This is a genomic window from Streptomyces sp. NPDC050433 (assembly GCF_044458565.1).
Lineage (GTDB): Bacteria > Actinomycetota > Actinomycetes > Streptomycetales > Streptomycetaceae > Streptomyces.
This window is the reverse complement of the sequence record NZ_JBITIB010000024.1, coordinates 7,320-31,613: the sequence shown is the minus strand read 5'-3', so window position 1 is coordinate 31,613 and position 24,294 is coordinate 7,320. Positions and strand designations below refer to the sequence as shown.

At 68.8% G+C, this 24,294-nt stretch carries 22 protein-coding genes and 1 pseudogene; 13 read left to right on the top strand and 10 right to left on the bottom strand.

What is annotated here, in order from left to right; all coding sequences use genetic code 11:
* Positions 1–315 precede the first annotated feature (315 nt).
* Entirely contained in the window at positions 316–606 is a 291-nt protein-coding gene (locus ACIBLA_RS26640; RefSeq protein WP_363243475.1) for a hypothetical protein, read from the top strand.
* A 38-nt stretch (positions 607–644) separates the two neighbouring features.
* Here the strand turns inward: ACIBLA_RS26640 and ACIBLA_RS26635 are convergent.
* The 3 genes and pseudogenes from ACIBLA_RS26635 to ACIBLA_RS26625 all read right to left on the bottom strand — a co-directional run.
* A pseudogene (locus ACIBLA_RS26635) lies at positions 645–871 on the bottom strand (IS5/IS1182 family transposase); the annotation flags it as partial.
* A gap of 19 nt (positions 872–890) precedes the next feature.
* Positions 891–1,547, bottom strand: coding sequence for a DUF4232 domain-containing protein (locus ACIBLA_RS26630; RefSeq protein WP_363243466.1), 657 nt, complete (start codon positions 1,545–1,547; stop codon positions 891–893).
* 363 nt (positions 1,548–1,910) lie between these two features.
* Positions 1,911–2,954 carry an Ldh family oxidoreductase gene (locus ACIBLA_RS26625; protein ID WP_363243386.1) on the bottom strand — a complete coding sequence of 348 codons (1,044 nt, stop codon included), beginning with the start codon at positions 2,952–2,954 and terminating at the stop codon, positions 1,911–1,913.
* A 378-nt stretch (positions 2,955–3,332) separates the two neighbouring features.
* On the opposite strand from ACIBLA_RS26625, the gene ACIBLA_RS26620 reads away from it, so the two are divergent.
* The 7 genes from ACIBLA_RS26620 (at position 3,333) to ACIBLA_RS26590 (ending at position 11,606) form a co-directional block, all read left to right on the top strand.
* Positions 3,333–4,460, top strand: coding sequence for an ABC transporter ATP-binding protein (locus ACIBLA_RS26620; RefSeq protein WP_363243385.1), 1,128 nt, complete (start codon positions 3,333–3,335; stop codon positions 4,458–4,460).
* Positions 4,457–6,175: an iron ABC transporter permease gene (locus ACIBLA_RS26615; protein ID WP_363243384.1), complete on the top strand. Its 1,719-nt coding sequence runs from the start codon at positions 4,457–4,459 to the stop codon at positions 6,173–6,175. The genes ACIBLA_RS26620 and ACIBLA_RS26615 overlap by 4 nt, the downstream gene beginning before the upstream one ends.
* Positions 6,172–7,296 carry an extracellular solute-binding protein gene (locus ACIBLA_RS26610; protein WP_363243383.1) on the top strand — a complete coding sequence of 375 codons (1,125 nt, stop codon included), beginning with the start codon at positions 6,172–6,174 and terminating at the stop codon, positions 7,294–7,296. The genes ACIBLA_RS26615 and ACIBLA_RS26610 overlap by 4 nt, the downstream gene beginning before the upstream one ends.
* Positions 7,297–7,467: 171 nt before the next feature.
* On the top strand, positions 7,468–8,724 hold the full coding sequence (locus tag ACIBLA_RS26605; RefSeq protein WP_363243382.1) for a citrate/2-methylcitrate synthase: 1,257 nt from the start codon (positions 7,468–7,470) through the stop codon (positions 8,722–8,724).
* Between the two features lie 79 nt (positions 8,725–8,803).
* Positions 8,804–10,018 carry an NADP-dependent isocitrate dehydrogenase gene (locus tag ACIBLA_RS26600; RefSeq protein WP_363243381.1) on the top strand — a complete coding sequence of 405 codons (1,215 nt, stop codon included), beginning with the start codon at positions 8,804–8,806 and terminating at the stop codon, positions 10,016–10,018.
* Between the two features lie 549 nt (positions 10,019–10,567).
* Positions 10,568–11,176 carry a hypothetical protein gene (locus ACIBLA_RS26595; protein WP_363243380.1) on the top strand — a complete coding sequence of 203 codons (609 nt, stop codon included), beginning with the start codon at positions 10,568–10,570 and terminating at the stop codon, positions 11,174–11,176.
* A 97-nt stretch (positions 11,177–11,273) separates the two neighbouring features.
* Positions 11,274–11,606, top strand: a complete 333-nt coding sequence (locus ACIBLA_RS26590; protein ID WP_363243379.1) for a hypothetical protein — start codon at positions 11,274–11,276, stop codon at positions 11,604–11,606.
* A gap of 84 nt (positions 11,607–11,690) precedes the next feature.
* Here ACIBLA_RS26590 and ACIBLA_RS26585 read toward each other — a convergent pair whose 3' ends face one another.
* The gene (locus ACIBLA_RS26585) at positions 11,691–13,007 is read right to left on the bottom strand and encodes a helix-turn-helix transcriptional regulator (RefSeq protein WP_363243378.1); all 1,317 of its coding nucleotides are present in this window, start codon (positions 13,005–13,007) and stop codon (positions 11,691–11,693) included.
* Between the two features lie 155 nt (positions 13,008–13,162).
* Between ACIBLA_RS26585 and ACIBLA_RS26580 the strand changes: the two genes are divergently transcribed.
* Together ACIBLA_RS26580 and ACIBLA_RS26575 are read left to right on the top strand one after the other, a co-directional pair.
* Positions 13,163–13,294, top strand: coding sequence for a hypothetical protein (locus ACIBLA_RS26580; RefSeq protein ID WP_329383497.1), 132 nt, complete (start codon positions 13,163–13,165; stop codon positions 13,292–13,294).
* Between the two features lie 30 nt (positions 13,295–13,324).
* On the top strand, positions 13,325–14,038 hold the full coding sequence (locus ACIBLA_RS26575; RefSeq protein WP_363243377.1) for a DUF4232 domain-containing protein: 714 nt from the start codon (positions 13,325–13,327) through the stop codon (positions 14,036–14,038).
* A 47-nt stretch (positions 14,039–14,085) separates the two neighbouring features.
* On the opposite strand, the gene hemB is transcribed toward ACIBLA_RS26575, so the two are convergent.
* The 6 genes from hemB to ACIBLA_RS26545 all read right to left on the bottom strand — a co-directional run bounded on the left by hemB (position 14,086) and on the right by ACIBLA_RS26545 (position 20,557).
* Complete coding sequence (gene hemB, locus ACIBLA_RS26570) at positions 14,086–15,075, bottom strand: porphobilinogen synthase (protein WP_363243376.1); 990 nt, start codon at positions 15,073–15,075, stop codon at positions 14,086–14,088.
* Between the two features lie 108 nt (positions 15,076–15,183).
* Positions 15,184–16,839, bottom strand: coding sequence for a bifunctional uroporphyrinogen-III C-methyltransferase/uroporphyrinogen-III synthase (locus ACIBLA_RS26565; protein WP_363243375.1), 1,656 nt, complete (start codon positions 16,837–16,839; stop codon positions 15,184–15,186).
* Complete coding sequence (gene hemC, locus ACIBLA_RS26560; protein ID WP_363243374.1) at positions 16,836–17,804, bottom strand: hydroxymethylbilane synthase; 969 nt, start codon at positions 17,802–17,804, stop codon at positions 16,836–16,838. Before hemC ends, ACIBLA_RS26565 begins: the two co-directional genes overlap by 4 nt.
* Positions 17,801–19,201, bottom strand: a complete 1,401-nt coding sequence (locus tag ACIBLA_RS26555; protein ID WP_363243373.1) for a glutamyl-tRNA reductase — start codon at positions 19,199–19,201, stop codon at positions 17,801–17,803. Before ACIBLA_RS26555 ends, hemC begins: the two co-directional genes overlap by 4 nt.
* Positions 19,198–19,959, bottom strand: a complete 762-nt coding sequence (locus ACIBLA_RS26550) for a redox-sensing transcriptional repressor Rex (RefSeq protein WP_363243372.1) — start codon at positions 19,957–19,959, stop codon at positions 19,198–19,200. The genes ACIBLA_RS26555 and ACIBLA_RS26550 overlap by 4 nt, the downstream gene beginning before the upstream one ends.
* Positions 19,960–20,281: 322 nt before the next feature.
* On the bottom strand, positions 20,282–20,557 hold the full coding sequence (locus ACIBLA_RS26545) for a glutaredoxin family protein (protein WP_363243371.1): 276 nt from the start codon (positions 20,555–20,557) through the stop codon (positions 20,282–20,284).
* 136 nt (positions 20,558–20,693) lie between these two features.
* Here ACIBLA_RS26545 and ACIBLA_RS26540 point away from each other — a divergent pair, with 136 nt between their 5' ends.
* The 3 genes from ACIBLA_RS26540 (at position 20,694) to ACIBLA_RS26530 (ending at position 24,183) form a co-directional block, all read left to right on the top strand.
* Positions 20,694–21,638 carry an HAD-IB family hydrolase gene (locus ACIBLA_RS26540; protein ID WP_363243370.1) on the top strand — a complete coding sequence of 315 codons (945 nt, stop codon included), beginning with the start codon at positions 20,694–20,696 and terminating at the stop codon, positions 21,636–21,638.
* Between the two features lie 288 nt (positions 21,639–21,926).
* The gene (locus tag ACIBLA_RS26535; RefSeq protein WP_363243369.1) at positions 21,927–22,724 is read left to right on the top strand and encodes an ECF subfamily RNA polymerase sigma factor, BldN family; all 798 of its coding nucleotides are present in this window, start codon (positions 21,927–21,929) and stop codon (positions 22,722–22,724) included.
* A 235-nt stretch (positions 22,725–22,959) separates the two neighbouring features.
* Positions 22,960–24,183, top strand: coding sequence for a DUF5667 domain-containing protein (locus ACIBLA_RS26530; RefSeq protein WP_399200097.1), 1,224 nt, complete (start codon positions 22,960–22,962; stop codon positions 24,181–24,183).
* Positions 24,184–24,294: the final 111 nt, after the last annotated feature.

The following is a 24,294-nucleotide window of genomic DNA, read 5'->3' as shown; positions in this document are numbered from 1 at the left end:
CGCCGCGCCCGGTCAAACCACTTCAACCAATGGCGTGGCCTGGCCACATGCCGAACCACTGCTCGGCGCCGTACTCCTCGAACCGCTCCACCTCGATGAACGCCGCGCGGTCCCTGTCCTCGGACTCCCGGAGCACAAGCCCTTCGGTTCTGATCGGGACACCAGGGAGCCCGGCTGCGGGAGTGGGCCGTGCTGCCGAGGGACGCGCAATCGCCAACCGTCCCTCACAGAAGGACTGTTGGAGAGTGAGACGTGGCGGATGGCATACTTGCGGCCCGAGGCTGACGCCGCCGATCCACAGCGCAAGGATGCCCGATGAGTGCCGCCCGCCGTGGCAAACGCAGTCCCACGCTGCCGCCCCGCGCACGGATCGTGCTCGCAGCGTCCGTCGGGTTGATCGCACTCTCCACCGTGGCCGTGTCAGCCACGGTCCCCGACGCGGGCGGCTCCGACGGCGTGGTAACGCACCATCAGACGGCGTCCCGCGAGGAGGTTCTCAAGTTCTGGACTCCGGAGCGGGTGAAACAGGCGAAGCCCGCTGAGATGCCGGTGCAGCCGGTGGAGTGCGGGGAATGGCAATGGTTCGTCCGCCCGCACTGCTGGTGATCTCGACCTACGGGTGTGCCCCGGCGCCGGGACGGACCGGCGAGGCCGAGAAAGGCCAGGCGGTTGCTGGGGTGTCGTGGCGGTGGTTGAGTCGTCGGTAGCCGGCCAGCCACAACATGGTGCGTTCGATGACCCATAGGCGACGGCCCAACCAGTCGCTGGAGTCGATTCCCTTCCGGGTGATACGTACTCCAACGCGCTTGCCCTATAACCATTTTCGCAGGTGAGGGACGTCGTAGGCCTTGTCTGCGTGCAGGCGTCGGGGATTGAGGCGGTCCCGTTCGTCAGACGATGACGGGGACGGTCTCGGAGGAGTCGGTGGACCAGTTGGTGACGATGGGCTTGTCGACGGTGGCGGTGTCGGGGAGCTGAAGTTCGGCGGGGTTGGGGTCCTCTTCGGTGGTGGCGATGATGACGTTCTCGAATTCCACACCGCCGTCGGTGTCGGTGGTCTTGGGGCTGATACCGGTGTATGCCACGGCGTCGCCGCTGAGCTTGATGGGGTCTGCGCCACCCTGCCCGACGGGGGAGGCGACACCGTCGGCGTCGGAACCGAAGGACACGGTGGGGGTGTTGACCTCCAGGGTGCACGTGATGCCGGACTTGGCCTTGGCGGCGACCAGGTAGTAGCCGCCGGCCTGGGACTCCGAAGTGACCGTGAAGTCCAGGTCGTTGGTGCCGCAGACCTGCCCGTAGCCGCTCTTCCCGCCGTCGCCGGCGTCGCCCTTGTCGCTGGAGCCGCTGGAGTCGGAGGAGTTGTCGCTCTCGCCGCTGCCGTCGCTCCCGCTGCTGCCGGCGGACGCGGCGGCGGAGGGGGGCGCGGAGCTGCCGCTGTCCGTGACCTCTTCGGGGCCGCAGGCGGTGGTGGTGGCGGCGAGGGCCGTCACGGCCACGGCGGCCAGGACGAGACGGGCGGAACGGGCGGCGAGACGCGGACGCATCATGATCTCCAGCGGCTGTCGGTTGCGGTGTTTCCTGCTGACACCGATGACACTAGGGCCGAGTCGATCTTCAAATGATCCTGTGAATGTCCGGGTTCCGTTTCAGCGAATGGGTTCCAAAAAACGGACATTGTTTTTGCAACAGCCCCAGCTCAAGGGGCATTTCGGCATCGGCGTGACCTGCCTCAACGGTTCGGGTCCTGGAGAACGGTCAACACCGTCGAACGGGCCATCAACCGATGGAAGCAGCACCGGGCCGCGGGGACCAGACACGACAAGCTCCTCATGTCCACCTCGCACGGCGACTGCGGCAGCCCACCGTCGCCCAGCATGCCGGTGCAGCAGTGCGCGAGGGCAGTGCTCTCATTGCGCGTTTGTGACCAGTTCCTGGAGCGCGGTGATGTCGGCCGACGCCACCTCGACGCCGTCCGCGGACTGCCGTCGGTGTGTGGCGAGCTCGCTCTCGCCCGGGAGCCGGACCGGTGCGGCCGGGTCGGAGGGCGGGGTGTTGTGCAGGATGCCGGCGAAGTCCGCCATCCGCGAGGTCAGAGCTTCGGTGTCCATCAGCGGCGTGGTGTCGATGAGAAGGAAGGTGTGGCCGAGATTCTGAGGGCGTTCAGGGTCGACGCTCCAGGAGCTCACGTGGTTCAGATAGGCCGCTCCGGAGAGCAGTCCGGTGAACAGGTCGACCATGAGTGAGAGTCCGTACCCCTTGTGCCCGCCGATCGGCTGAAGGAAGCCCGCGAGCGCGGCGTTGGGGTCGGTTGTCGGGTTGCCGTCGAGGTCGGTTGCCCAGGTGTCGGGGATCGCGTTTCCGGCAGCAGCTGCCTGCCGGATCTTGGCCCGGGCGACGACGCTCATGGCGATGTCGAGCATGACCGGGTCTCCGCCAGGGGAGGGGACACCGATCCCGAGCGGGTTGTTGCCGACCCGGGCTTCCCGGCCGCCCCAGGGCGCGATAGTGGTTGTGGCGTTGCTGGCGATGATCGCGGCAAAGCCCTGCTCAGCCGCCTGGAACAGATACGGCATGACCGGCCCGAAGTGGTTGCTGTGCCGTACGAACGCAGCCCCGATCCCGGTCCGGCGGGCACCTTCAGCGGCCGCTTCCAAGGCCCGGGCCCCGACCAGCGGGCCGATGCCACCCGCCCCGTCGACCCGGGCCAGGGCCGGGGCGACCTGCTCGACGCGTACCTGGGCAGCGGGGTCGAGACCGCCGAGCCGGCCGCGCTGGAGGTACTGCGGGATTCGACCGATGCCGTGGGTGTGGATGCCGAAGAGGTCTGCCTGGACGAGTACGCGGCTGATCGCCTCGGCGTCGTCGAGCGGCACTCGGGCGCTGATCAGGGCTTTGACAGCGAGGGAGTGCAGATCGGCGGCGGGGAGAACGGTGGTCTGGGTGTGGGTCACTGTCGGTCCTCGGAAATGGTCAGGTCCACGTCGTGGACGAGGGAAAGGTTGTCGTCGCGCCAGACCTGGAGCCCGGCGTGCACCGCGTTTCGTGCCCACCCCGACTCCAATCAATATAATCAACATTCAATGTTGACGTAAGGGAATCTAGGAGCGAGAACTGCCGTTGTCAACGCCACGCCGAGAGAAACTGTGTTGAGCAGTCAAGACAGAGGGGGCGGGCAACGCGTAAGGAACCAGCAGCTGCGAGCTGAGCTCTTGTCGGCCTGACGGGCGGATATATGGAGCCTGAGGCTTGACATGCAGGGAATCCGCTTCGTACGGTTCCGGCTGTTCATCAACCTTCAATGTTGATTGTATTGATGAGAGGGGCCGCTCATGCAAATAGTCATCGACAACCTGAGCCTGAAATACGGCGACAGCACTGTCTTCAACGGGCTGAACCTGGACATCGTCGACGGTGAGTCCCTGGTCCTGCTGGGCCCGTCGGGCTGCGGCAAGACCAGCACCATGCGGTGCATCGCGGGACTGGAGGAGCCGAGCACCGGCTCGATCGCCATCGGGGACCGGACGGTCTTCAGCGCCACAGGCGGGATCAACATCTCTCCACACCGACGCAACGTGGGGATGGTCTTCCAGTCCTACGCGGTGTGGCCGCACAAGACGGTCTTCGAGAACGTCGCGTTCTCGCTGCGCAGGCAGCGCGCCGGGGCCGGTCAGATCCGCGAGCGCGTCGGCGAGGTACTGGAGTTGGTAGGTCTGAGTGAAATGGCCGACCGTGGCGCGAGTCTGCTCTCCGGCGGCCAGATGCAACGCGTCGCACTCGCACGCAGCCTCGTCATGCAGCCCAGCGTCCTCCTGCTCGACGAACCGCTGTCCAATCTGGACGCACGCCTGCGGGAGCGACTCCGCCTTGAGCTGCGCGAGTTGCAGCTCGCCCTCGGTCTCACCACCGTGTACGTCACGCACGACCAGGTCGAAGCCTTCGCCCTGGCCGACCGGATCGCGCTCATGCAGGACGGCAAGATCCTTCAGCTCGCAAGCCCGGAGGAGATCTACGCGCACCCCGCTACGACGTCACTGGCGAGCTTCCTGGGTGTCGGCAACATCTTCAGCTGCACCGTCGACCGGGGCGGCGCGCACGTCGCCGACTCCGACCTGATCGTCGAACTGCCCGCATCGGCCAGGGTGCTCTCCGGGGCGACGAGTGTGTGCATGCGGCCGGAAGACCTGGCTGTTGCACCCCTGGCAGACAGCCCCCACGGGTCGAACACCTGGGCCGGGCGCGTCCTCGTCTCCAGTTTCCAGGGCGCCTCGATCCGCTATCGGGTCGCCCTCGACGCGGGCCCGACCCTCGACGCCGTGACCTCTCGACGCTCCGGACCGACGCTGCGGACCGGGGACCGCGTCGCTGTCACCTGTCCTGTCGAGGCAGCACAGGTTCTGCTCGACGACGGCGACGACGCACCCGCCGCAAGCGACCTCGCCGCGGGGGTTGCGGCATGACCGTCACGCGCACGCCGTCACGCAACGCGCCTGCCGCACCGGCCGCCGGCCGGCGGCTGATCCGACGCGGTCTGCCCACGGTCCTGCTCCTGGCCGTGCTGGTAATCCTCGTCATTGTTCCCGCGGGCTTCGTCCTGCACTCCGCCTTCACTGCCGACGGTGCGGGGCTGACGCTCTCCAACTTCGGTGTGCTGTTCACCGACACCATGACCGGCGCCATGCTCAACTCAGCCCTGGTCGGTCTGGGCTCGACCGTTCTGGCTCTGACATTCGGATGCAGCCTGGCGTTTCTGTCCGCACGGACCGACGCGCCCTGCCGGAAGTTGATCTACTTCTTCGGCATCCTGCCCCTCTTCCTCCCCGCTTTCGTCGGCGCACTCGCTTGGGCGGTGCTGGGCAGTCCGGCGTCAGGCTTGATCAACCTCGTCCTGGCCGAAGTCGGAGTGCCGCCGCTGGTCGACATCTACAGCTACGGCGGCGTCGTGTTCGTCCTGGGTCTGTATTACGCGCCCTATGCCTTCATGCTGGTCCACGCGGCGCTGTCGCTCATGAACCCGGACCTGGAGGACGCGGCAAGTCTGCACGGCGCCGGCACCGGCAGCATGCTGCGCACTGTCTCCTTCCCGCTGGTCAAGCCTGCGGTGCTCGGAGCCGCTGTGCTGATCTTCGCGCTGACGGTCGAGAACTTTCCGGTGGCACAGGTCATCGGTGTGCCGGGTCAGCTCGACACACTGCCGACCTTGATCTACCGGCTGATGAACGCCTCGCCCGCACGGTCCGGCGATGCGGCCGCCGTGGCTGTGCTGCTCACTGTGCTGCTGATGCTCGCCGTGGCGGTCCAGCACCGGGCGGTCTCGCGCACGCGCTTCACCACGCTCACCGGCAAAGGCGTTCGAGCCCGCCGGATAGCACTGCACCGCTGGCGCCTCCCGGCGCTTGCCGCCGCCTCCCTCTACTTCCTGCTGTCCACGGTCCTGCCGGTCGCCGCCCTGGCGGTCGCGGCATTGCAGACGTCGCCCTACCTCGCTGATCTCAACCAACTCGGCACATCCGGGGCACTGTCGGTGCTGCCGGCCCTCGACATCATCGGCAGTGCGGACTTCCTGTCGGTGCTCGGCAACAGCGTGACCGTCGGAATCGGTGCTGCGGTCACCGGCACCGTTCTGTGCTTCGCTCTCTCCTACACCCGGCACCGCAGCAGGTCCGTCGGCCGTGGCCTGCTCGAATACGTGGCCATGCTGCCGCTGGCGGTTCCGGCCATCGTGCTCGGTCTGGGCCTGCTCCGGACCTGGCTGACGATCCCGCTACCGGTCTTCGGGACGCTGCTGGTCCTGATCATCGCCTGCGTCGCGATCTTCCTCCCCCAGGGCTACCGAGGGGTGTCCTCCTCGATCCTGCAACTCGACCGGGACCTAGAGGACAGCGCCGTCATGCTCGGGGCCACCCGAGGAAGGGCGATCGCGACGGTAACCGTGCCACTGCTTCGGGTGGGGCTCTCCTCGACCTTCTTGCTCCTGCTCATGCTGGCCATGCGCGAGCTCACCGCCGTCCTCTTCCTGTACACAGCGGACACCCGTGTGCTCTCGATCGCCATCTTCGACGCCTACGACAACGGCTCCCTCCACGACGCGGCCCTGCTCAGCTTGCTCTACTGCGCCGTGATCGCCGTTCTCGCCGCCCTCGCACGCCGGTTCGGCGCCAAGGAGACCGTATGACCAGCCGCGCTTTCACCGTCCTTCGCCTCGCGGCGACCGCGATATCCCTGGCCGTCTTCGCCGGAGCGTGTGCCGAGCCCCCCGCACCGCCACGGCTGACCGGATCGGCCGATCGGATCGACCGCGATGCCGGCCTGGCCATTGACGGCGAAACGATCGCCGACGCCCGCACCTACGACGCCGCCCGCGCTCAGAAGGCACTCACCCTCTACAGCGCCTACTCGGCCGAGAGCGAAGAGGCAGTGCTCAAGCAGTTCACCGAGGACACGGGGATCAAGGTCGATCTCGTGCGGCTCACCGCCAACCGGTTGTTCGAGCGCATCATCGCCGAGCACGGCGCAGGCCGCCTCCAGGCAGACGTCGTACGCATCTCCGATCCCGGCTTCGTCGGAAAACTCGACCGCCAAGGCGTCTTCCAGCCCTACCACCCCCCGACGGCGACCCATCTACGGCCCGACGTGAAGTTCGGCCAGGGTCGGTACTTCCGGACGTTCAACCCGGCGTACACCTTCGGCTACAACACCGCCCTGGTCGAAAAGGAGGAGGCACCTCAGTCCTGGCGGGACCTCACCACCAAACGCTGGCGTGGCAAACTCGGCATCGCTCAGGTGGGTGCCGGGGGAAGTGCCCTGGCTCTCACCCGATTCCAGCGCGACCGCCTCGGCGACGACTTCCTGCGTGCCTACGCCGGCAACGACGTGCGCATCTTCGACTCGATCGGCGCAGAACTCGACGGACTCGCCCGCGGCGAGGTCAGCGTCGGCACCGTCGCAGTCAGCGGCGCCAACGTGGCACGGGCACGAAATGCCCCGATCCGCTTCGTCGTTCCCCAGGATGGCTTCGCCGTCTACGACTTCTACACAGGTATGGCCACGACGGCGCGCCACAAAGAAGCGGCCTCGGTCTTCCTGAACTGGTCACTGTCCCGGCGCGGCCAGAGGGTACTGACCGAGTTGGGTGAGTACTCGGTGCGCTCGGATCTGCCAACCCCCACTGTGATGGGCGTGAAATTGCCGGAGTTGGACTCGCCGCTGGTCTTCCGCACACGCCCCGGCGAGGCCACGAAGTTCGCCGCGAGGGACCAGGCGGCGTGGAACGACCTGTTCGGCTACAACCAGTAGACCGCCGGAGCGATGGGCTCACGACAGGAATACCGGTCATCAATGCAATCAACCCTCAGCAGGTTCGAGGGACAGCTGTTACCGCTCGAAACGGCCACACCTCAACGTAACTCTCGGGATAACTTACCTGCGATCGATCAACATTGAGCGATGCAGGAAGGATGAGGTCACATGTCTCCCACCGCACGACGTCGTGACGACGTGATGTCGGTGTCACAGGCGGCCAAGATGCTCGGGGTCAAACCTTCGACGGTCTACGCCTACATCAGCCGCAAGTTGCTCTCGAGCACGCGGCTGCCCGAGGACCGGCGTAGCTGGCTCTCCAGAGCCGAGGTCGAGGCGTTCGCCCATCGTCCCGGGGCGCGAGCGGTCGTCGTCTCCGGGACCGCCGGTGACCCGGTCCCGGAGACGACGACCGCCTCCGAGCCGGTCGCCGGCAGCGAGGTCGGAGGAATCGTCGGAAACCGGCTCCTCTACCGCGGCCGCGATGCCACGGACCTCCTCAAGTTCGGCTCCTACGGCGCGGTGGCAGAGCTGCTGTGGACGGGTAGTCCCGGCACGAGCCGGCTCCGGATGCCCGAGCAGCCGACTCGGGACCTGCTGGGCAAGCTGCAGGACACGATGCCGACGGCCAGCCTCCCCCTGGACCGGCTCAAGGCAGCGGCCGTGCTGCTTGGGGCGTCCGATCCATTCCGCTACGACCTCTCCCGTTCCGCGGTCATCTCCATCGCCCGCACGCTGGCCCCGGCGTTCGTGGAATCGCTACCCGCCCGGGCACCGGCACGGGAGGCGCAGCACACAGGCGACACGCTTGCCACGCAGCTGTGGTCGAAGCTGTCCGACACCGAGCCGTCCCCCGCACAGCTGTCACTGCTCTCCGGCGCACTGATTCTGCTGGCCGAACACGGCCTGGGCCCTTCCACCCGAGCCGCCCGAGAGGCGGCGGCCAGCGAGGCCGACCCCTACTCGGTCGTGCTCGGCGGTACGAGCGTGGCCAGCGGCCTGCTGCTGGGCGGAGGCTCATCACTGGCAGTACAGGCATGGCTGGAGGAAATCGACTCGGTCACCGAAGTCCCTCAGGTTCTGGCAGACCGGCTGGTGCGCGGCGACCGGGTGTCCGGCTTCGGCCAGCCCCGCTATCCGGGCCCCGACCCACGCGCCGCGGCGATGATGACACTGCTCGCCGACAGTGGCGGAGATCATGACCGCCAACACATCGTCCGCGAGGTCGTCGACCTCGTACGCAGCCGTCGCAATCTCGCTCCCAACGCCGAGTTCGCCCTCGGCGCGATGTGCTTTGTCCACCGGATGCCCCGCGGGGCAGGCGAAGCCGTCTTCGTCATCGCCCGCTCAGCCGGCTGGATCGCCCACGCGATCGAGGAGTACGAGACGGCCCCCGGCACGAACCCCCCGTTCACCCGCGGCTGAGCACCTGATCCCTGACCGCCCCCTACCAGCGGCCCGACACCACGACCAACACAACCGCCTCAAGGAAAGACGGAGCACCATGCCGAAGATCAAGACCACAGGAACCATCGTCGAACTTGACGGCGACGAGATGGCTCGCGTCCTGTGGGGGTGGATCAAAGAACAGCTCATCCTCCCCAACGTCGACGTCCCGATCGACTATCACGATCTCGGCATCCAATCCCGCGACGCCTCGGACGACCAGGCCACCCTCGCCGCGGCCGAGGCGATCCGACGCCACGGCGTCGGGGTCAAGTGCGCCACGATCACCCCCAACGAGAGTCAAGTTCAGGAATTCGGCCTGAAGAAGAAGTGGCGATCGCCCAACGGGACGATCCGTAACCACCTCGGCGGCGTGATATTCCGCGAGCCCGTAGTCATCCCCGAGATACCCCGCCTCGTCCCCGGGTGGACCAAGCCGATCGTGATCGGCCGCCACGCCTACGGCGACCAGTACCGGGCCACCGACGTCCAGATCCCCGGACCCGGGACACTCACACTCACCTTCACACCCGACGACGGTACCGATCCGATCGAGCACCTGGTCTTCCGCTCACCGGGGCCTGGCGTCGCGATGGCGATGTACAACCTCGACCAGTCCATCCGGGACTTCGCCCGGGCCTCGTTCAACTACGGACTCGACCGCGGATTCCCGGTGTACCTGTCGACCAAGGACACGATCCTGAGCACCTACGACGGACGCTTCCGCGACCTGTTCGATGAAATATTCGACTCCGAATTCCGGACACGGTTCGAAGCCTCAGACCTCACCTACGAACACCGGCTGATCGACGACATGGTCGCCGCATCGCTGCGCTGGGACGGAGGCTACGTCTGGGCCTGCAAGAACTACGACGGCGACGTTCAGTCCGACACAGTCGCCCAGGGTTTCGGATCGCCGGGGCTGATGACCTCGGTCCTGATGAGCCCGGACGGAAGGACTGTGCAGACCGAGGCCGCGCACGGCACCATCGCCCGGCACTACCGGCGACACCAGCAGGGTGAAGTGACCTCAACCAACCCGATCGCCCTGATCTACGCATGGTCACGAGCCCTGGCCCACCGCGGCACACTCGATGGAGTTCCAGAACTGGTCGGCTTCGCCTCACGGCTCGAAGACGCAGTGACAAGGACGGTCCGGACGGGGCGGATGACCCAGGACCTCGCCCTACTCGTCGGCGACGACGTACCCCACCTGGGCGCCGAAGAATTCTTGGCATCCGTCGCCGAAACCCTGCATGCGACCCCGCACTGAGCGAGCTTCCTGCGATCGCACGCACCGGACGACGCCCCTTCGGGGCAAACATTGCCGGACACGGTACTAGTAGGGCCCGTGGGATGCGGGGTGCCGTGCGCGCTCCACGGAAGTTGAGCCAGAACCATCGATGATCAATGCGGACGGCTTGACGACCGGCCGCATACGCCAGGCCAAACGGGCCCGCACATCTGAGTTATACCGTCGCGCCACTCGTCGGCTGAGGTCAGTACACGGGTTACGGCGCGCTTCCCGCGCCATTCACTTTCAGGCCACGCCGTCCGCCCATGATGAGCCATTCGAAGCGGGCGACCACGTGAACGCATACCCGTGCCCACCTTCGAGATGACACGAGCGAAAGAGATCAACACAATGCAGCGACGTTCCTTTGCCTCCGCAGTTTCCGCAGCAGCGGCAGCGCCATTCCTGCTCGGGGCCGCACCGAGTGGTAGCGACCGCCCGGAAAGCGTGGCAACCGACCGGCGCCTTCGGCGCGACATGGTTGCTGCCCTGGAGCGTGAGCTTCAAGATCGGGACACGGCCCGGGCCGTGGCTGCCTGGATCTTCGACATCGGCTTCGACTGGACCCCCGCCACCGCACCGATCGGCGAGGTCGACTTCATCATCGCCTACGCCTTCGGTAATCGGCCGCCCGCGAACGGCGGCGACCCGGCGAAGGTGCTCGCCGATCCCGGTCCGATGAACGAACTGCTCGCCGGCGTGGTGGCCCAGATCAGGGCCAAGCGCACACTGCCGGTGTACGCGCAGTGGGAGATCGCGCACTTCCTGACCACGAAGTACAACATGTCGCAGGTCATCGCCATCGATCCGGTGATCGCCGACGACGGCACGATCACCTATCTGAGCACGGACGGCGTCGCGGCGCAGGTCGCGGAGAAGCGGAAGTCCAACCCGGGCGGGCCGGGGACGGCGGGTGTTGTCGGCTGGCGCGACCACATCAAGCGCTGTGTGCTGACGACCGAGGGCCGTGGCATGACGGCCTTCGCCCCCAAGGGCTTCACCATGCCGGACACCTACGACCCCGAGTCGGGGCAGCCGTGGACCCGGCGCCGCGATCTGTACCTGGTCCACGACATGAACGCACAGTGGGGGATGAAGCGGACGGAACTGGTCGCCCGGATGTACCCGAACGGCTGAGTCACCGAGTCGGCGTCGCGGCCCCGGCTGGGCCGTCGCCGACCACATGCGAGCCAGCAGCACACCGGGCGCGTGTCCGAGATCATCCTCATGGGGGGTGACGATGACGCGCCGCTCGGAGATCAACTGGCTGGACTGGGGCGTTCGGCGGTACATCCCGGCCACGTTCGAGCGCTTCCACGCCGTCGCTCCAGAGGCGACCAACGGCATCGAGATGGCAGCCGCCTTCAACCAGCTTATGGAGGACCCCGATCCGGAGGTGCGGGCCAAGGCCGCAGCCGACTGGTGTGAGTGGGAGAACGCCGTCGTCGCCCACGAGATCAACGGTGCGCCCGGCTCGTACAGCGCCAGGGTCGATTCGGGCCACACCGGAAATGATCAGATGCGCATCGAGATCCGCCGCGCCTTGGATCGCTTGGCCACCCGCTGAGTCGGCGCCGCAGCTGGCGGCCGCCGGCTCGGCGGTCGGGGGCCACCAAGATAGGTGCGCACCTCCGGCGATGCGAACAGCTCCCTAGGGATACTGGTCCGGGTCGTTCACGGCTGCCGTCTCCCACTTCGAGTCGCCCCCGAGCGGGTAGTCGAACGACGGTCGCCCCTTCGCACCACTCGTACGGAACGGCTTCCCCTGGTCGTCGATACGGAGCGTGCCCTTCCGGCCGCCGCTGGACCACTCCAGCTCCAGGTACCAACTGACGTAGCGGGCCGAGGCGTTCGCGGTGATATAGAAGACCTCCGGGTCGGACTCGCTCACCTTGTACGGGAAGTCCCGCTGTCCGCCCTGCGGTTCGACGCTGGGGCGGCCCGCGTCCAGGTCCACGCTGAACGCCCTGGTCGTGACACCGCCGCCGCAGCCGACGCCCGTGCCGAAGTCGTTCCAGGCGAGCGGCGCATCGCTCCCCACCACGCGCACGTTCAGGTCGTTGAGTACGACGGTGTCGCTCCCGGTGCCCTGGAGTGCCAGTTCGATGAACTGGCTGCCGCTGGAGACCGCGCCGAGCGCGGCGACCCAGCCGGGCGCGTCCGGCTCGTTGGGGGGCGGGGGGACCTCGGTCGAGGGGCGGTCGATCAGATAGCGCTGAGTGCACGGGCTCTCGAAGGCGTACGGCCTGGTGTTCACCGTCACCGGCACCCCGCCTACCGCTCCCTTCCCACCCCCACCCCCGGCGTCGCCGCCACCCTCCTTGCCCTTCGGGGTCTCCCGCGCCGAGGGAGAGGCGTCGGACGAGGGCGACTTGCCGGGGGAAGGTGATCCCGAGGGCGATGACGACGGCGGGGCCGACGACGGCGTACCGCCATCCGAGACGTCGGACGCGGCGGATGAACGGTCGGTCGACGGATCGTTCAGCGGGCCGAAGACAAGAGCGGGGACGGCGACGGCCACGACGACCGCCGCGGCGGCGAGGGTGACGTACAGACGCTTCCTGCTCCGCGAGGCAGGCTGATCAGGACCGGGCCCGGGATCGGGCGCCGACCCCTCGGCCGAATCGGAGCTCTCGGCGGGCTCGGCGTCCGGGACGGCGGCGGCAGGAACAGCCTCAGCACTCGCCTCCGGCGCGGCCGTCGCCGCCGACCGCGACCGCCGCCGCGCCTCGTCCGCGAGGATCCACCGCCGGTGCAGCTCCACGAACTCCTCGCCCGTCGCCCCGCACAGACGCCCGAACCGCTCCGCCGTCGAGAAGTCGGCCGGCACGGCGTCGCCGTTGCAGTAGCGGTGCAGCGTGGACGTACTGACATGGAGCTTCGCGGCGAGCGCGCCGTAACTCTGTCCGGAGCGGTTCTTCAGCTCGGTGAGCAGTTCGGCGAAAGCTCTGGATTCGGTCGTCGCCACTCGCGGTTCCCCTCCACGTACGTGTGCCACAGTGCTTGGCCGTTCCAGGAACGCGTCCCAGGGAAACTTTGTTCCCGCAGGTCACAGCCGTCTCAGCGTTCCAGCTTCCCTCATTGTCCCTTGCCGATTGCGGCCGCTTCCGACCGACCCGCAAGGTGAGTGCAGCACCCGCCGAACGAGGAGGAGCGATCCGAACCCGCCTCCGCGACAGCCTCGTCGATGCCGTGGCCGTCTGCGTACTCATCACCTGCACAGCCGTGCTGCTCGTGCTCATCAACCGCTACTGACCGCACCACCACAACGGGAGACAGACACTCATGCGTAACCTTCGATTCCGCTCCGCCACCACCGCCACCACCGCGCTCGTGGCCGCACTCGCCCTCACCGCCTGCGGGCCGGAGGATGTGGTCAACTCCGCCCCGGAGCCCGGCTCCACGGCAGCCACGGCCACGGCCACGGACGCGCCGGACGCCAAGGCGAGCGACAAGCCGCAGCCGCCCGCCGACCAGAAGGCGGACAACGGCAACGGCAACGGCAAGGGCGACGACAGCGGCAGCAACGCCAACAGCAGCGGCAGCGACAGCGACAAGAGCTCCGGCAAGGGCAGCACCAAGACCACCACCTGCACCGGGTCCAACACCAAGGTCACCGTCACCAAGGTCAGCCGGCCCCTCAACCACCTGCTGGTGACCGCCACCAACACCGGCAGCGGCACCTGCCACGCCTACTACGCACCCCTCCTCGGCTTCGACGACGCCCAGGCCGTCACCCAGATCAACGAGGACAGCCAGCCGCAGGCCGTGGTCACCCTGTCGCCCGGCCAGTCGGCCTACGCCTCGATCGCGCTGGGCGGCGTCGACGGCGCCCCGACCACCGCGGCGTACAAGCTCAGCGTCGCCTTCTCGGGCCGCGACAACCAGGGGTCGGTGGGCTCGGCCGCGAACCTCACCCTCCCGAAGGGAACGGCGACCACCGCGGACACGTCGGTCTCCTACTGGCAAGCGACCATGGCCGACGCCCTCACCTGGTAGCCGGTACCAGCACAGACCCCCCCACGGGAGGAGGTCGCGCGGGCGCCTCACAGCCCCCGCGCGACCTCCGTCGCCCAGTACGTGAGGATCATCCCCGCGCCGGCCCGCTTGATCCCGGTCAAGCTCTCCAGGATCGCCTTGTCCCGGTCGATCCAGCCCTTCTCCGCCGCCGCCTCGATCATCGCGTACTCGCCGCTGATCTGGTACGCGGCGACGGGCACGGCCACCTCGGCGGCGACCTTCGCCAGCACGTCCAGATACGGCCCGGCCGGCTTCACCATCACCATGTCGGCGCCCTCTTCGAGGTCCTGCGCCAACTCCCTCATGGACTCACGGGAGTTGGCCGGGTCCTGCTGGTACGTCTTGCGGTCGCCCGTCAGCGAGGAGCCGACCGCCTCCCGGAACGGGCCGTAGAACGCGGACGAGTACTTCACCGCGTACGCCAGGATCGCCACGTCCTCCTTGCCGATCGTGTCCAACGCCTCGCGGGTCACGCCGACCTGACCGTCCATCATCCCGCTGGTGCCCACCACATGGACACCCGCGTCGGCCTGCACCTGGGCCATCTCCGCGTACCGCTCCAGCGTCGCGTCGTTGTCCACGCGCCCGGCGGCGTCGAGCACCCCGCAGTGGCCGTGGTCGGTGTACTCGTCCAGGCACAGGTCGGACATGATCACCAGATCGTCGCCGACCTCCTCACGCACCGCGCGGATCGCCACCTGGAGGATTCCCTCGGGGTCGGTCCCGGCCGTCCCGACCGCGTCCTTCTTCGCGTCCTCCGGCACCCCGAACAGCATGATCCCGGAGACACCCGCGGACACCGCGTCGACCGCCGCCTTCCGCAGCGTGTCCATGCTGTGCTGGACGACACCGGGCATGGCCGAGATCGGCAGGGGCTCGGAGACACCCTCCCGCACGAAGGCGGGCAGGATCAGATCGGCCGGGTGCAGCCGCGTCTCGGCGACCATGCGCCGCATCGCGGGGCTCGTCCGCAGCCGACGGGGCCGGGCACTGGGGAAGGAACCGTACACAGTCATGGTGAGTCGCCTCGTGGTCCGAGAGATCCGAAAGAGCTGTCGCTGACGTACCCGTCCACGCTACGCCGCGTCCCCCGCGAGCGCGGACGGCTCCCTCGCACCAGTGCGCTACGTCGTACGCCGCCGCCTCGACCCCGGTCGCCGTTCGCTCGGCCGGGTGACCGTTTCTCCGGCCTCCCGCGCGGCCTCCCGGCGCTGCGCGCCGAACGCGGCCAGCGCCTCGGCGAGCTTGTGCACCGACGGCTCCGGCGACAGCACGTCCACCCGCAGCCCGTGCTCCTCCGCCGTCTTGGCGGTCGCCGGACCGATACAGGCGATGACGGTCACGTTGTGCGGCTTGCCCGCGATGCCGACCAGATTCCGCACGGTGGACGACGACGTGAACATCACCGCGTCGAAGCCCCCGCCCTTGATGGCCTCACGCGTCTCGGCGGGCGGCGGCGACGCGCGCACCGTCCGGTAGGCGGTGACGTCGTCGACCTCCCACCCCAGCTCGATCAGCCCGGCGACCAGCGTCTCCGTGGCGATGTCGGCGCGCGGCAGGAACACCCGGTCGATCGGGTCGAAGACCGGGTCGTACGGCGGCCAGTCCTCCAGCAGCCCGGCCGCGGACTGCTCACCGCTGGGCACCAGGTCCGGCTTGACGCCGAAGTCGACCAGCGCGGCGGCGGTCTGCTCGCCGACCGCGGCGACCTTGATCCCCGCGAAGGCACGGGCGTCGAGCCCGTACTCCTCGAACTTCTCCCTGACGGCCTTCACCGCGTTGACCGACGTGAAGGCGATCCACTCGTAGCGCCCGGTGACGAGCCCCTTGACCGCGCGCTCCATCTGCTGGGGCGTACGCGGCGGTTCGACCGCGATGGTCGGGACCTCGTGCGGTACGGCGCCGTACGACCGAAGCTGGTCGGAGAGCGAGGCGGCCTGCTCCTTCGTACGTGGGACGAGCACCTTCCAGCCGAACAGCTGCTTCGACTCGAACCACGCGAGCTGGTCGCGCTGCGCGGGCGCGCTGCGCTCCCCGACCACGGCTATGACCGGCTGATGCCCGGACGCAGAGGGCAGGACCTTCGCCTGCTTCAGCGTCAGCGCGATCGTGCCGAGCGTCGCGGTCCAGGTGCGCTGCCGCGTCGTCGTACCGGCGACGGTGACCGTCATCGGCGTGTCGGGCTTGCGGCCCGCGGCGACGAACTCACCGGCGGTCGCGGCGATCGTGTCGAGCGTCGCCGAGACGACCACCGTGGCATCGCTCGCGCCGAGTTCGGTCCAGCAGCGCTCGTCGGCCGTACGGCTGTCGACGAAGCGGATGTCGGTGCCCTGCGCGTCCCGCAGCGGCACACCCGCGTAGGCGGGCACCCCCACGGCGGCGGCGATACCGGGCACGACCTCGAAGGGAATGCCCGCGGCGGCGCACGCCAGCATCTCGGCGCCGGTGTCGCCGTCGAGACCGGGGTCCCCGGTCACCGCACGGACGACCCGCTTGCCGCCGCGCGCGGCCTCCATGACAAGATTGACGGCATCCCTGATCGCTGGGATACCGGCGGCTGTTGACGCATCGTCAACAATCGTGATCTCAGGCGTGCTCACACCCGGACGGGCATGGCCGCGTACGACTTCGAGCACATCCGGCTCGGCGATCAGTACCTCCGCCCCCGCGAGCGCCTCGACGGCGCGGAGTGTCAGCAGACCCGGATCCCCGGGTCCGGCACCGAGGAAGGTGACGTGCCCTGATGCGTGGACGGCCGGATGGTCGGCGATGGGGCTCAAAGTGCTCGCTCCCCCATAAGACCGGCCGCACCCTTGGCGAGCATCTCGGACGCGAGTTCGCGACCGAGCGCGACGGCGTCGCCGTGCGACGTGGGTACGGGACCGGTGATGGACAACTGCACGAGCGTCGAGCCGTCGGTCGTGCCGACGACGCCACGCAGGCGCAGTTCGTTGACAAATCGCGTGTCCTGTCCGTCGCCCAGCAGGTCGGCCAGCGCACCCACAGGTGCGCTGCAACCGGCCTCCAGGGCGGCGAGCAGGGAACGTTCCGCGGTGACGGCGATCCGCGTGTGCGGATCGTCGAGGCCGGCGAGTGCGGCGGCGAGTTCCGGATCGGAAGCCGCGCATTCGACGGCGAGCGCCCCCTGGCCGGGGGCCGGCAGGACGGAGTCGACCGACAGGAAGTCGGTCACCTCGTCGGTCCTGCCGAGGCGGTTGAGACCTGCCGCGGCCAGCACGACCGCGTCGAGCCGGCCCTCGTGGACGTAGCCGATACGGGTGTCGATGTTCCCGCGTATCGGCACGGTCTCTATGAGCAGGCCGTGGCTTCGGGCGTGCGCGTTGAGCTGCGCCGTACGCCGGGGGGAGCCCGTACCGATCCTGGCGCCGTGCGGCAGCCGGTCGAGCGTCAGCCCGTCGCGGGCGATCAGCACGTCCCTGGGGTCCTCGCGGCGCGGTACGGCGGCCAGAGTCAGGTTCTCGGGCTGCGCCGTGGGCAGGTCCTTGAGCGAGTGGACGGCGAAGTCGACCTCGCCGCGCAGCAGCGCGTCGCGCAGCGCGGTGACGAAGACGCCGGTGCCGCCGATCCGGGACAGCTGCTCACGGGAGGTGTCGCCGTACGTCGTGATCTCCACCAGCTCGACGGCGCGCCCGGTCAACTCCCTGACGGCGTCTGCCACTTGCCCGGACTGGGCCATGGCGAGCCTGCTGCGCCTGGTCCCCAGTCTCAGTGTCTTCTCGGTCATACTCGCCCTCGGTTCTTCACGTCGACCTTGTTCCGGTCGGCGACCTCGTGCCGGCCGGCCTCAGTGCGGCCGGCCTCGCTCCGGTCGGCCCGGCTGACGGAGGCGACCGTCTGCGGGTCGAGGTCGAAGAGTTCGCGCAGCGCGTCCGCGTAACCCGCTCCGCCCGGCTCACCCGCGAGCTGCTTCACCCGCACGGTCGGGGCGTGCAGCAGCTTGTCGACGACGCGGCGTACGGCCTGTGTGATCTCGGCGCGCTGCCGCTCGTCGAGGCCGGGGAGCCGGCCTTCGAGCCGCGCGATCTCGTTGGTGACGACATCGGCGGCCATGGCGCGCAGCGCGACCACGGTCGGGGTGATGTGGGCGGCGCGCTGGGCGGCGCCGAAGGCCGCGACCTCCTCGGTGACGATCCGCTTGACCTCGTCGACGTCGGCGGCCATCGGGGCGTCGGCGGACGCGTCGGCCAGGGACTCGATGTCGATCAGCCGGGCGCCGCCGAGGCGGTGGACGGCCGCGTCGATGTCGCGGGGCATGGCGAGGTCGAGGAGCGCGAGTTCACGGCCGCCGTGCAGGGCCGTCTCGACGGCGGCGGCGGTCAGGACGAGGCCGGTGGCACCGGTGCAGGAGACGACGATGTCGGCACGTGTCAACTCGCCGTCGACGGCGCCCATCTCGACGGCACGGGCCCTGACTCCCGTACCGCCGGGCTCGTTCAGGATCGCCACCAGCCGGTCCGCGCGCGCGGCGGTGCGGTTGGCGACGACGATCTCGGCGACGCCCGCGCGGGCGAGCGTCGCGGCGGCGAGCGAGGACATCGATCCGGCGCCGATCACCAGCGCCCGCCGGCCGGCGGCCCAGCCTGTGACCTCGGCGCCGGCGGCGAGTTGTTCGAGACCGAAGGTGACGAGCGACTGCCCGGCCCGGTCGATCCCGGTCTCGCTGTGGGCGCGCTTGCCGACCCGCAGCGCCTGCTGGAAAAGGTCGTTGAGGAGGCGTCCCGCGGTGTGCAGCTCCTGGCCGCTCGCGAGCGCGTCCTTGATCTGCCCGAGGATCTGTCCCTCGCCGACGACCATCGAGTCCAGCCCGCACGCCACCGAGAAGAGATGGTGGACGGCGCGGTCCTCGTAGTGCACATAGAGATAGGGGGTCAGCTCCTCCAGCCCGACACCGCTGTGCCGGGCGAGGAGCGTGGACAGCTCGGCGACGCCCGCGTGGAACTTGTCCACGTCCGCGTACAGCTCGACCCGGTTGCACGTGGCGAGGACGGCCGCCTCGGTGGCCGGCTCGGCGGCCAGCACGTCCTGAAGAAGCTTGATCCGGCTGTCCGGGGACAGCGACACCCGGTCCAGCACGCTCACGGGCGCGCTGCGGTGGCTCAGCCCGACGACCAGAAGACTCATGCCGGCATCACGGCGGGGACTTCCCCGTCGGGTCCCTTCCGGCCGGTGGCGGTCGAGCGTATCGGCGGCGGCGTACCGGCCTCGGCGGCGGCTTCCTCACCGGCCTTGCGCTGCTCGTGGAAGGCGAGGATCTGGAGTTCGATCGAGAGGTCGACCTTCCGTACGTCCACGCCGTCGGGCACGGTCAGCACGGTCGGCGCGAAGTTGAGGATCGAGGTGACGCCGGCGGCGACAAGACGCTCGCAGACCTGCTGCGCACCGCCCGCCGGGGTCGCGATGACGCCGATGGAGACGCCGTTGTCGCTGATGATCCGCTCCAGCTCGTCCGTGTGCTGGACGGGCATCCCGGCGACCGGCTTGCCGGCCATCTCGGGGTCGGCGTCGATCAGCGCGGCGACGCGGAAGCCGCGAGAGGCGAATCCGCCGTAGTTGGCGAGCGCGGCACCGAGGTTGCCGATACCGACGATGACGACGGGCCAGTCCTGGGTGAGGCCGAGTTCACGGGAGATCTGGTAGACGAGGTATTCGACGTCGTACCCGACACCGCGCGTTCCGTAGGAGCCGAGATACGAGAAGTCCTTGCGCAGCTTCGCGGAGTTGACCCCGGCGGCCACAGCCAGTTCCTCGGACGACACTGTCGGTACCGAGCGCTCGGAAAGCGCGGTGAGCGCCCGCAGATACAGCGGAAGCCGGGCGACCGTGGCCTCGGGGATTCCTCGGCTACGGGTCGCCGGTCGGTGAGTTCGGCCAGTTGCCACGGTGCTCCTGCGGGATGAGCGGGGCTGCAGGCGGCCGTATGTCCAAGGACCGCCCCGTCCTGTGCAGGTTATGCCTTTGTGAACGCGTGCACAAAGATTGTGTCCGCTTTGTCCGTGCAAAGTGACCGGGGTCACGCGACCCGAACGAGGGATCTTGGAACCCTCGACCGCACCGGCCCGTTGAACCCATGATGGGGGCAAAACAGCACAACTCCTCATGACCACGCCCCCGAGACCGCTTCCTCCGCGCCGGCCGGAGCCGGTCGCCCCGGCTCCCCGGAAAAGGCTCGGTAAAGCGCCCCCGATCGTAACCGTCTTTCTGTCAGGCCCCCAGTTCCTTGCGGAGCCGATCGGCGTCCACCCGCCAGAACGTGTGCTGTTCACCGTCCACGAGCACCACCGGAATTTGCTCCCAGTAGGCGCGATGCAGCTCTTCGTCGACAGTGATGTCCTTCTCCTCCCAGGACGCCCCGGTATCGGCACACACCGCGGCCACGACCGCGCGCGCGTCGTCACAGAGATGGCAGCCGGGTTTGGAGACGAGCGTCACCACGCGCTCGGTGGGCTTCTTCTTCGTACGGCGCAGGAGAGGGCTCATGGCGTCCATTCTCCGTCGTTCCGCGACCGCCCCGCGGCCGCTTGCCGCCGCCTTCCCCTCCGCCTTCCCGGAGAGTTCACACCGACGGCACCCCGGAGCGTCCGGAAGTACCGAACAGACTGACTATGCTCACGCTATGGCCGCACTGGGATGGCTCACCCCTCGTAAGCGCTCCGCGACAGCACGGAGCGTGCTCGCGGGTGAGGCCGCAGCAGAGGCAGGACTCAAGTCGTCGCAGGAGATCGACGGCGTCGGCGCGGCACCGACAGACACCGCCGACACCGACGTGCCCGACTTCCCCGTCTTCGGGGACGCACGCGCCGCGGCGTTCTTCGACCTGGACAACACCGTCATGCAGGGCGCCGCGATCTTCCACTTCGGACGCGGGCTGTACAAGCGGAAGTTCTTCCAGCGCCGCGAACTGGCCAGGTTCGCCTGGCAGCAGGCCTGGTTCCGGCTCGCCGGCGTCGAGGACCCGCAGCACATGCAGGACGCGCGGGACAGCGCGCTGTCCATCGTCAAGGGCCACCGGGTCGCCGAGCTGATGGCCATCGGCGAGGAGATCTACGACGAGTACATGGCCGACCGCATCTGGCCGGGCACCCGCACCCTCGCCCAGGCGCACCTCGACGCCGGCCAGCAGGTCTGGCTGGTCACCGCCGCGCCCGTCGAGACGGCCACGATCATCGCCCGGCGCCTCGGGCTGACCGGCGCGCTCGGCACGGTCGCCGAGTCGGTCGACGGCGTCTACACCGGCAAGCTCGTCGGCGAGCCGCTGCACGGCCCGGCGAAGGCCGAGGCGGTACGGGCGCTGGCCGCGTCCGAGGGCTTCGACCTGGACCGCTGCGCGGCGTACAGCGACTCGCACAACGACATCCCGATGCTGTCGCTGGTCGGACACCCGTACGCGATCAACCCGGACAGCAAGCTCCGTAAGCACGCCAAGGACCGCGAGTGGCGGCTGCGTGACTACCGGACGGGCCGCAAGGCGGCCAAGGTCGGCATCCCGGCGGCAGCCGGGGTCGGCGCGCTGGCGGGCGGCACGGCCGCCGCGGTGGCCCTGCACCGCCGCCGTCGCTGACGCACCAGGCGCACCTGACGGCCCGTCGCGCTTGACGCACTCAGGCACAACAGATCACGCCCGCTGACACATCGTGACGCCAAACGATCAATATCCGCTCACGATGTGCCACTTGATTCGCCGTATAGGCGTAACAGAAGCGACGTAATCGATGATTTGAGCAACTGGGTGTAGTGCTGCCTGTACGAAGCGTTATTCTCCTCAGACGCATACCGGACCCCACACGTCGCCACGACGAGTGAAAGGTCCCGCACTGAACGTGATGGAAGCTCTGCCTCTGGGAGTCCCGTGTACCCACACGTCGGGGTTGACGCCTCGGGCCTGGCTACGCTCCGCGCATCGGTCATCGACCGCTTGCGCGGCTTCGTCCCCACCGCGTACGCCGTCCCCGCATACGCCGCCGCGGCCCCTGCCGCGAGCGGCCCGATTGGTCCTTGCTATGCCCTGGCGAACGGCGGTGCGGCGGTCGGCAGACGGGGAAGCCGGAGCAGCACCGCCACCGCCTCCACCTCCGTCCGCCGCCCCACGGCGGACAGCGACAGCGCCCGCATGATGGAGCTGGTCGAGCGCGCCCAGGCCGGCGAGTCCGAAGCGTTCGGCCGGCTGTACGACCAGTACAGCGACACCGTCTACCGCTACATCTATTACCGCGTGGGCAGCAAGGCGACCGCGGAGGACCTCACGAGTGAGACCTTCCTGCGCGCCCTGCGGCGTATCTCCACGTTCACCTGGCAGGGCCGCGACTTCGGCGCCTGGCTGGTCACGATCGCGCGCAACCTGGTCGCCGACCACTTCAAGTCGAGCCGCTTCCGACTGGAAGTGACCACCGGCGAAATGCTCGACGCCAACGAGGTCGAGCGCAGCCCGGAGGACTCCGTCCTTGAGTCCCTTTCGAACGCCGCGCTGCTGGAAGCCGTACGGAAACTCAACCCCCAGCAGCAGGAGTGCGTGACCCTGCGCTTCCTGCAAGGGCTCTCGGTCGCCGAGACGGCACGGGTCATGGGCAAGAACGAAGGAGCGATCAAAACCTTGCAGTACCGGGCCGTGCGCACCTTGGCGCGACTGCTCCCGGAGGACGCCCGCTGACGGCCGGCGAACGGACACCGACGGTCGGCCACCGCCTCGGCACCGGCCCGGCACCCCGTTCAACTCACCGTCGGTGATGCCTCGATGACACACTGGTCCGATCATCTTTCGCGCGTAACCCAAGTGCCGCGACGCTCGTTGTGCGGGATGCAGGCTCCCTGTGGATGCGCTCAACGCGTGAAACCTTCCGAACCCCCAGGGGAGTCGATCGTCATGACGAGAGGAGGTGCCGCCAGTGATCGCGAATGTCTCGGCACACCGGCGGGCGAACGCCTTCGCCCAGGCCCTGGAAGACCGGACACCCCAGGGCGCGGCGGTGGAACCGCCCGCCGCGTCGGCCGAACCGACGGAGCAGGGGCGGCTGTTGGCCCTGGCGAGCGGTCTCGGTGAGCTACCGAGACCCACGCTGGACCCCGAGGTCAAAGTGGTGCAACGAGCACAGCTCGTGGCCGCCATGGAGGCCATGCTGCTGGAGGGCACGGCGGGCGGAGCCGCGTCCACGGGCCCTGCGGTGCCCGAGCAGCGACGGACATCGGGAAGGGGAGCCCACCGGGCGTCCCCGCTCCGCAAGCTCCGGAAGCTCCAGCCGAGGGCTCGCTGGTCGAAAGGGCTCGCGGCCGGAGGACTCACCGTCGGTGTCGCCGCCGGCGCCTTCGGTGGAGTGGCCGCTGCCAGTTCCGACGCCCTGCCCGGTGATTCGCTGTACGGGCTGAAGCGCGGGATGGAGGACTTCAAGCTGGGCATGGCCGAGGAGGACGCCGACCGCGGCGGTCTCTACCTCGACCATGCCTCGACCCGGCTGAGCGAAGCCCGCCGACTGCTGGAACGTGGCCGCACCGGCGCGCTGGACCATGAATCGCTCGGCGAGATCCGCCGCGCGCTGAACGGTATGAAGCACGACGCCACCGAGGGCCACCGGCTGCTGCACCGGGCGTACGAGAAGGACGGCAAGATCAACTCGATCGCGACGCTCTCCTCGTTCTCCGAATCGCACCGCGCCATCTGGAACGGCCTGCGGGACCGGCTGCCACCGCAGCTCAGCGACGTGGGAAGCCAGGTCAACTCGGTGTTCGACGCCATAGACGAAGACGTCGCCCCGTTGCAGTCCCTGCTGCCGCGTACTCCCGACAAGGACCGGCACTCGCAGGACCCCGGCGGCGCCACCAAGGACTCCACGGGCTCGGTCGGTACGGACCACAGCCCGTCGCCGTCGAAGCCGCCCCCCGACAAGGGGCGCCCGGACGGCGCCGGGAAACCGAGCCCGTCGGATCCCGGAACCTCGGAGAGCGAGGGGCTGCTGCCCGGCACCCCCGGCGATCTGCTCAACCCGCCGTCGGGCGGCGGCCTGCCGTCGGCGCCCGGCCAGGGCGCCATCCCCCCGGCCCCGGACGTCACGATCCCGCCGCTGCTGCCGGACCTGCTGCCGGGTCTGGGCATCGACACGGAGAACACCGACTGACACTGCCTGAGGAGAGTCACAGCACATGAGAGAGGCGGGGGGCGGGGGGCCCCCCCCCGCCCAAGTGGCCGGGGGGGGGGGGGGGATGGAGGAATGAACACCCGGGTACGG

Excerpts from the sequence above, each read along its gene's own strand:
- ACIBLA_RS26610 (WP_363243383.1), top strand. The coding sequence starts at position 6,172 with ATGACCAGCCGCGCTTTCACCGTCCTTCGCCTCGCGGCGACCGCGATA.
- ACIBLA_RS26545 (WP_363243371.1), bottom strand. The coding sequence starts at position 20,557 with ATGAGCCCTCTCCTGCGCCGTACGAAGAAGAAGCCCACCGAGCGCGTG.
- ACIBLA_RS26540 (WP_363243370.1), top strand. The coding sequence starts at position 20,694 with ATGGCCGCACTGGGATGGCTCACCCCTCGTAAGCGCTCCGCGACAGCA.
- ACIBLA_RS26600 (WP_363243381.1), top strand. The coding sequence starts at position 8,804 with ATGCCGAAGATCAAGACCACAGGAACCATCGTCGAACTTGACGGCGAC.
- hemB (WP_363243376.1), bottom strand. The coding sequence starts at position 15,075 with ATGACTGTGTACGGTTCCTTCCCCAGTGCCCGGCCCCGTCGGCTGCGG.
- ACIBLA_RS26555 (WP_363243373.1), bottom strand. The coding sequence starts at position 19,201 with ATGAGTCTTCTGGTCGTCGGGCTGAGCCACCGCAGCGCGCCCGTGAGC.
- ACIBLA_RS26615 (WP_363243384.1), top strand. The coding sequence starts at position 4,457 with ATGACCGTCACGCGCACGCCGTCACGCAACGCGCCTGCCGCACCGGCC.
- ACIBLA_RS26605 (WP_363243382.1), top strand. The coding sequence starts at position 7,468 with ATGTCTCCCACCGCACGACGTCGTGACGACGTGATGTCGGTGTCACAG.
- hemC (WP_363243374.1), bottom strand. The coding sequence starts at position 17,804 with ATGACCGAGAAGACACTGAGACTGGGGACCAGGCGCAGCAGGCTCGCC.
- ACIBLA_RS26640 (WP_363243475.1), top strand. The coding sequence starts at position 316 with ATGAGTGCCGCCCGCCGTGGCAAACGCAGTCCCACGCTGCCGCCCCGC.
- ACIBLA_RS26620 (WP_363243385.1), top strand. The coding sequence starts at position 3,333 with ATGCAAATAGTCATCGACAACCTGAGCCTGAAATACGGCGACAGCACT.
- ACIBLA_RS26630 (WP_363243466.1), bottom strand. The coding sequence starts at position 1,547 with ATGCGTCCGCGTCTCGCCGCCCGTTCCGCCCGTCTCGTCCTGGCCGCC.
- ACIBLA_RS26575 (WP_363243377.1), top strand. The coding sequence starts at position 13,325 with ATGCGTAACCTTCGATTCCGCTCCGCCACCACCGCCACCACCGCGCTC.